The organism is Qipengyuania sp. B-5 (genome assembly GCF_056857815.1).
Genome location: NZ_JBSXNU010000032.1, coordinates 1 through 7500, shown reverse-complemented (window position 1 = coordinate 7500; position 7500 = coordinate 1). Strand labels below are relative to the sequence as shown.

General features: G+C 60.7%; 5 protein-coding genes, 1 tRNA gene and 2 rRNA genes (1 of these 8 only partly in view). 4 read left to right on the top strand and 4 right to left on the bottom strand.

Going from position 1 to position 7500, the window contains the following annotated elements; genetic code table 11:
* The 3 genes from AC13CE_RS03865 to AC13CE_RS03855 form a co-directional block, all read left to right on the top strand.
* Nucleotides 1-1121: ribosomal RNA gene (locus tag AC13CE_RS03865) — 23S ribosomal RNA — on the top strand (it extends 1671 nt beyond the left edge of the window).
* Nucleotides 1122-1237: 116 nt separating this feature from the next.
* A 5S ribosomal RNA gene (gene rrf / locus AC13CE_RS03860) occupies nucleotides 1238-1352 on the top strand.
* A gap of 118 nt (nucleotides 1353-1470) precedes the next feature.
* Nucleotides 1471-1547: transfer RNA gene (locus tag AC13CE_RS03855), tRNA-Met, on the top strand.
* A gap of 207 nt (nucleotides 1548-1754) precedes the next feature.
* On the opposite strand, the gene ligD is transcribed toward AC13CE_RS03855, so the two are convergent.
* Nucleotides 1755-4271, bottom strand: coding sequence for a DNA ligase D (ligD, locus tag AC13CE_RS03850; RefSeq protein ID WP_482971548.1), 2517 nt, complete (start codon nucleotides 4269-4271; stop codon nucleotides 1755-1757).
* A 2-nt stretch (nucleotides 4272-4273) separates the two neighbouring features.
* Complete coding sequence (ku, locus tag AC13CE_RS03845) at nucleotides 4274-5119, bottom strand: non-homologous end joining protein Ku (protein WP_482971547.1); 846 nt, start codon at nucleotides 5117-5119, stop codon at nucleotides 4274-4276.
* 249 nt (nucleotides 5120-5368) lie between these two features.
* On the opposite strand from ku, the gene AC13CE_RS03840 reads away from it, so the two are divergent.
* A complete protein-coding gene (locus tag AC13CE_RS03840; protein WP_482971564.1) occupies nucleotides 5369-6190 on the top strand; it encodes an HpcH/HpaI aldolase/citrate lyase family protein in 822 nt (273 codons plus the stop codon).
* On the opposite strand, the gene AC13CE_RS03835 is transcribed toward AC13CE_RS03840, so the two are convergent.
* Nucleotides 6187-6921, bottom strand: a complete 735-nt coding sequence (locus AC13CE_RS03835; protein WP_482971546.1) for a 3'(2'),5'-bisphosphate nucleotidase CysQ — start codon at nucleotides 6919-6921, stop codon at nucleotides 6187-6189. The genes AC13CE_RS03840 and AC13CE_RS03835 overlap by 4 nt on opposite strands.
* 92 nt (nucleotides 6922-7013) lie before the next feature.
* Nucleotides 7014-7500: MFS transporter (locus AC13CE_RS03830; protein ID WP_482971545.1), on the bottom strand; the 487-nt coding region annotated here is incomplete at its 5' end.

The window sequence follows — 7500 nt, the reverse complement described above, 5'->3', positions numbered from 1 at the left end:
GCCAGGGGGTAGCGACTGTTTAGCAAAAACACAGCACTCTGCTAAGTCGGCTTCAAGACGACGTATAGGGTGTGACGCCTGCCCGGTGCTCGAAGGTTAAGAGGAGGAGTGCAAGCTCCGAATTGAAGCCCGAGTAAACGGCGGCCGTAACTATAACGGTCCTAAGGTAGCGAAATTCCTTGTCGGGTAAGTTCCGACCTGCACGAATGGCGTAACGACTTCCCCACTGTCTCCAGGATATGCTCAGCGAAATTGAATTCTCCGTGAAGATGCGGAGTACCCGCGGTTAGACGGAAAGACCCCGTGCACCTTTACTGCAGCTTTAGAGTGGCATTAGGAAAGAATTGTGTAGAATAGGTGGGAGGCTTTGAAGCTTGGGCGCCAGTCCGAGTGGAGCCAACCTGTGAAATACCACCCTGTTGTTTTCTGATGTCTAACCTAGATCCGTTATCCGGATCAGGGACCCTCTATGGCGGGTAGTTTGACTGGGGCGGTCGCCTCCTAAAGAGTAACGGAGGCGCGCGATGGTATGCTCAGGACGGTTGGAAACCGTCTGCAAGAGTGCAATGGCATAAGCATGCCTGACTGCGAGACCGACAGGTCGAGCAGAGACGAAAGTCGGTCATAGTGATCCGGTGGTCCCTCGTGGAAGGGCCATCGCTCAACGGATAAAAGGTACGCCGGGGATAACAGGCTGATGATTCCCAAGAGCTCATATCGACGGAATCGTTTGGCACCTCGATGTCGGCTCATCACATCCTGGGGCTGGAGCAGGTCCCAAGGGTTTGGCTGTTCGCCAATTAAAGTGGTACGTGAGCTGGGTTCAGAACGTCGCGAGACAGTTTGGTCCCTATCTGCCGTGGGCGTCGATACTTGAAAGGAGTTGCCCCTAGTACGAGAGGACCGGGGTGAACATACCTCTGGTGTACCTGTCATCCTGCCAAGGGTGCCGCAGGGTAGCTATGTATGGACGGGATAACCGCTGAAAGCATCTAAGCGGGAAGCCTCCCTTAAGATAAGGTATCTTCGAACCGTCGTAGACCACGACGTTGATAGGCCGGGTGTGGAAGCGCAGTAATGCGTGTAGCTAACCGGTCCTAATAGTTCTTTTCGCGCTTGTAGGATCCATACCATCAACGACAGCCCTGCTGGTTGTCTTTGAGGTGGAGGAAACTCTAGCCGGATAAACGCCCAGTATCGTGCATCGATTTAAAACCCATGTCCGCCAGCTTTATTGCTTGGTGACCTTAGCGTCTGTGACCCACCCGATCCCATCTCGAACTCGGCCGTGAAACCGGACAGCGCCGATGGTACTAGTGCTCAAGCATTGGAAGAGTAGGTCGTCGCCAGGCATTATAGCCGGCGGGCATGTGGAATAACCCATTCACAGTTTCAAAAGCCGCTGCCGGTGCGAACCGAGCGGCGGCTTTTTCGTCTCTGGATCACAGGTCCGGGCGAAACATATGGTACCGCGGGGTGGAGCAGTCCGGTAGCTCGTCAGGCTCATAACCTGAAGGTCGTTGGTTCAAATCCAACCCCCGCAACCACCGAAACATACAAAAACCAGTGCTTTGCGGCTCGGATCTATTGCTCCAATCGGGCAGTATCCGGACGGTTTTCTAATCGGGATTCCGATTTTCACCTTAGGCGCGACGCGTCTAGGGTGTTTTTGCGTGCGCAATCGAGAGGTGGAATTCATGCCCTCTATATTCCCCGATCAACAGTTCGAAATGGGTTTCGACGGCCGCGACCGATTAGAGGTCGGGCAAACGCTGATCCGCGAAGCCCCATCCATTCAATGGTTTGGATTGGGCACGCTCGAGCAGGGTCTGGGCGTCGTCGATAGAAAAGGGATGGGCGTTCTTCATGGCTTTGAGTTCGTTCCACGCCAGCGGTACCGCCACCGGAGCTCCGGATCGCGCACGCGCCGAGTAAGGAAGTATGGCGGTGGCACCGCGCTGATTGCGTAGCCAGTCGATAAAGATCCGGCCCTTGCGCTTCGCCTTGCTCATGTTCGCCGTGAAGCGATCGGGTTCCGCTACGCTGAGGGCTTCCGCAAATCGCCGGGCGAAGTCCTTGTGCCGGTCCCAATCGTGACCAGTCGCGAGCGGGACGACGATGTGCACGCCCTTGCCGCCGGACAGCATGGCGAAGCTGGTGAGGCCCAGGTCGGCAAGCTGATCGCGAATGTCGCGCGCAGCACTTTTTACATCGCCGAAATCCAACCCCTCGTCCGGATCGAGATCGAAGATCATCCGGTCGGGGGCCTCGACATCATCCGACCGCGCGCCCCAGCCGTGAAACTCGATCGTACCCATCTGTACGCATTGGAGCAGTCCGCGCTGATCGTCGACATACAGGTAGTCTTCGTGCCCGCCGTCCTTTTCGCGGATGGGTACGTGGTGAACCGCGTCGCCAAAGCTCCCGCTGTCATGCTTCTGGAAAAAGCACTTCTTCGCCCGGCCTTGCGGGCAGCGAACGAGGCTTATCGGGCGCCTTGTAGCGAAGGGCAGCATCAGCGGGGAGATGGTTTCGTAATAGTCTGCCAGATCGCCCTTGGTCTGGCCGCTGTCGGGGAAGATTACCCGGTCCCGGCTGGAAATCTCGACGGCCTTTCCTTCGGTCGGACCGGGCTTAGCCTTCTCCGGTTTGACGCTGGCCGCATCCTTGTCTTCGCGCAGGCCGAGGAAGCTTGCGTGGCGCACGTTTCCATCGGCAGTGAATTCCGCAAAGGCGATTTCCGCGACCAGTTTGGGGGTAATCCAGGTCACTCCGCGGGACGAGGCACGGTCCACATGCGCTGCAGGGGTCTTGCGGATCAAGCGCTTCATCGAGGCTGAAACACTGTCGAGATCGTCCGATGCAAAGCCTGTTCCGACATTGCCCTTGTAGACGAGTTCGCCGCCCTCATGCTGGGCTAGAAGGAGCGATGCGAACGGGCGGCCCTTCGCGCTCGATTTCTTCCAGCCGATGATGACGAATTCCTGCCGCCGGGTGCATTTGACCTTCACCCACGACTTGCTGCGGCGAGAGGAATACCTGCCATCGACGGTTTTCGAGATGATCCCTTCCTGCCCGGCATCGCACATGGCCCGGTAGAGCTTTTCGCCGGCACCCAGGATGTGCTCGGCGACATGGATCGGTGCTTCGGCCTTGCCAAGCAGCGCTTCGAGCCGTTCCTTGCGCTCGACATTGGGCAGGTCCTTGAGGTCCTCGCCGTCCAGCTCGAGGAGGTCGAAGGCATAGAGAGCAAGGCGGTCGGACCCGGTCTGGGAGCCGTGGCCTCTCTTCAGGACCTTCTGCAGGCTGGAGAAATCGGGATTGCCCTTGGCATCATAGGCGACGATCTCGCCGTCGATCAGGCAGGCCGGGAGATCGAGACCGGCGATGGCTTCGACCAGCGGGCCGAACTTGTCGGTCCAGTCCTTGCCGTTGCGCGTATAGATGCGGACCTTGTCGCCCTTCGCGGCGACCAGCGTGCGGTAACCGTCGAACTTGATTTCGTGCATCCACCTATTGCCTGCGGGCACCGCGTCCACCAGCGTAGCGAGCTGGGGTTTGCGGTATTTCGGCAGCGGAGCGGGTTTGCGTCGCTTCGAGGTGCCCTTTTTCGCGTTTCGCTGCGGTGCCTTCTCCATCTGGGCGAGAAAGGCGCCATCCTTCTTGCCCGCGAGCGAATATTCGCCCTCCTTGTCCGCCGCAATTTCGGCCATGGATCGGCCGGTGAGCACGCTGGTCAGTTCGCGCTCCACCAAGGCATCGCCCTCTTCGGCGCATTCGTCCTGCAATTTGCGCAGCAGCCAGTTTTCCCGCTTTTCCTTGGCCTTCTTCTTCAGGCGGATGAGCAGCCATTCCCCCTTCATCCGTTCGCCATCGAGGCGGAAATGGAGATGCCCCTTGTCGAGGTCCTTCGCGCTCTTGCCTTCGACCGGCTGCCAGCTTCCCCGGTCCCAGAGCATGACCGTGCCGCCGCCATATTCGCCTCTCGGGATCACTCCCTCGAATTCGGCATAGGAAATCGGATGGTCTTCGGTGCGAACCGCAAGGCGCTTGATATCGGGATCGGGCGAGGGGCCCTTCGTCACTGCCCAGCTTTTCAGCACGCCATCGACCTCCAGCCTCAGGTCCCAGTGCAGGCGAGTCGCGTCGTGCTTCTGGACGATGAAGAGGTTTCCGTGCTTGCTGCCCTTGCTTTCGCCCGCAGGTTCCGGAGTGCGCTTGAAATCGCGCTTGGCATTGTATTCGCCGAGGGCATCCTTCGCACCCGCCATGGCTAGGCCGACTTCTTGCTCTTGGCTGCCTTCGTGTTGGCCGCCTTCTTGGGCTTGTCCTCACCGACGGACTTCTTGAGCGCCGCCATCAGGTCGATCACATTCGAACCGCCGGACGTATCCTTCTCGTCCACATCCTCGATGATCGCCTTTTTGCTCTTGGATTTCGCCTTCTTGTCGATCAGCTTGCGCAGGGCATCGACGTAGCGGTCTTCATATTCGCCCGCATCGAACGGCGCGCTTTTCTGTTCGATCAGCGTATTGGCGAGATCCAGCAGTTCCTTCTTGGGCTTAGCATCGTCAATCTCGTCAAAGAATGCCTGCCCCTGACGGACCTCGTCGGCATAGCGGAGGGTTTCGAGCAGTAGGCCCTTGCCGCAGGGCTTGATCGCGACGAGTTTCTCGCTCCCCCGGACAGAAAGCTGGCCGAGCGCGACCTTTTTCGCCTTTCGCAACGCTTCGCGCAGCACGATGAAGGCTTCTTCCGCCAGCTCGTCCTGCGGGGCGACATAATAGGGCTTCTCGAAATACAGCGGATCGATCTCGCAGGCGTCCACGAACTGGACCAGTTCGAGCGTGCGCTTGCTCTCGATCTTGACCGCTTCGATCTCGTCTTCCTCGAGCAGCACGTAATTGCCCTTGGAGATCTCGTAACCCTTGATGATCTCGTCGCGGTCCACCGGGCCGATCCCGGGGACCACCTTCTCATAGGAAATCCGCTTGCCGCTCGGTTCGTGGATCTGGTTGAAGCGGATCTTTGCGCCCGATTTCGTGGCGGAGTAGATCTCCACCGGTATCGAGACTAGCGCCAGCCTGATCTGCCCCTGCCAATATGCGCGTGCCGCCATAATTTTTCCCTTCGCCATACAAGCGAGCAAGAAGGAAAATCGTTTCAATCCCTGCATGGATCCCGGTGCCGGTCGTGCTTCGGACCTTCTCCATATGGCATTCGGCAGCCTCCCGGCCTTGACCATACCGCCCCTCCTTCGCTCTAGGACACAAGACCAATTCGAGGATTTTGCGAAGTGACCCAAGCAGCACGCCTTCCCGCCCGCCACCGATCATGGCTCTTTGCGCCCGGCGACAGCGAGAAAAAGATGACCAAGGCCGCCGAGGGCGACGCGGATATCGTGATCTTCGATCTCGAGGACGCGGTAGCGGAGGATGCCAAGGGGGGCGCACGCGAAGCGATCCGCACGTTCCTGACCGGGCGCAGCGACGCCGAGCGGGAGCGGCTATGGGTGCGCGTCAATCCACTGGACGGCCCGCACACCGCGGATGATCTCGATGCGATCATGCCCGTGGGGCCGGGCGGTATCATGCTTCCCAAATCGCGGGGACGGCATGACGTCGAAGAGCTGGACCGGATGCTGACTGCGCTGGAGCTGGAAAACGGCATTCCCGCCGGGACCACGCCGGTGATCGCGCTGGTTACCGAAGTCGCCGCCGCGATGTTCACGACCGGCGACTATGCAGGCGCACCCCGCCTGGTGGCCATGACGTGGGGGGCGGAGGACCTTGCCGATTCCATCGGGGCGCTTTCGAACCGCGGGCCGGACGGGCAATACACGTTCACCTATGAACTGGCGCGCAGCCTGACCCTGCTGGGCGCTGCAGCCGCGGGTGTACCCGCCATCGAGACGATCGACGGCGATTTCCGCAATCTGGAAGGCCTGAACGCCCGCGCCGAGCGCGTGAGACGCGATGGCTACCGCGGAATGCTGGCGATCCATCCCGCACAGGTTCCGGTGATCAACGCCGCCTTCACCCCGGGAGAGGACGAAATCGCAGAGGCCCGCGAAATCGTGGCGCTGTTCGAAGCCCACCCGGGCGCCGGCGCCATCGGGCACAAAGGCAGGATGCTTGACCGGCCCCATCTCAGCCGTGCGAGACAATTGCTGGCGCAGGTCGAGACCTAGCCGGGGATCTTCGCGACCTCGGCAAGCACCCGCTCGGCCCATTCGGGTCGGCAGATGAGCAGGTCGGGCATATATGTATCGGCCTGATTGTAGGTGAGCGGGCTGCCGTCGATGCGGCTGGCGTGCAGGCCGTGGGCCAAAACAACCGCGGCAGGGGCGGCGCTGTCCCATTCGTATTGCCCGCCGGTGTGCAGATAGATTTCGGCTTCACCGCGCACGACGGCCATGGCCTTGGCACCTGCCGAGCCCATGCCCACCAATTCGGCGCCGATCGCCTCGGCGACCGCAAGGGCCTCCCTGGCGGGCCGCGTGCGGCTCACGACCATGCGCGGTGTAGCCGCAGCAGGAGGCACTTCGATGGGCCTGTCGGTGCGCAGGACCATGTCGAGGCCGGGCAGGGCGACTGCGCCGATCTCCGGCTTGCCGCCGAGGCACAGAGCGACATGAACGGCCCAGTCGCTGCGAGCCTCGCCATATTCGCGGGTCCCGTCGACAGGATCGACGATCCAGACCCGCTCTTTTGCCAGGCGTTCGTCGGTGTCCTGGCTTTCTTCGGAGAGCAGGCCGTCATCCGGACGTTGCTGCGCGATCGCGTGGCACAGGAACTGGTTGGCCGTCTGGTCGCCGGCCTTGCCGAGGCTCTTGCCTTCGAACATGCCGCTCTCGCGCACCTGGATGAGGATCTTGCCCGCCACTTCGGCAAGATGGGCGGCGAGTTCGGCGTCGGTCATGGGCGTCCCTGTGGCTCAAAAGAATTCGGGGGCCGCATGGCAGAGCGAAGCTACCTTGCGAACCCCCGAAGTGTCGTCGCGAATGCGAATTCTTATGCGACTGCAGGCCTTCTTGCGAAGATGCCGAAGCCGGCGATGATGGCGTAGCATGCGATGGGGAGGATCATGGCGAAGGCGAGGCTGCCGCTGGTATCGGCGAGGACGCCGTAGAGCAGCGGGACCACTGCGCCGCCGAAGATGGCGACGTTGATGATGCCCGATCCGTCGGCCGCACGCGGTCCCAGCTTCTCGCAGGCGAGCGAGAAGATGGTGGGGAACATGATCGAGTTCATCAGGCCCACCGCCAGCAGACTGTAGGCCGATACCTCGCCCGTGGTCAGCGTGCTGATGAGGATGAGCGCGATCGAACCGGCCGCGTTGAACGCGAGGATTTTGCCCGGCGAGAAGATGCGCAGGAAGTAGGAGCCGATGAAGCGGCCCACCATCGCGCCGCCCCAGTAAAGGCCGATCATCCAGCCGATCACGCTTTCCGGCTGGCCCAGCACGCGGTCCTGCGCAAGGTAGTTGATGATGATCGAG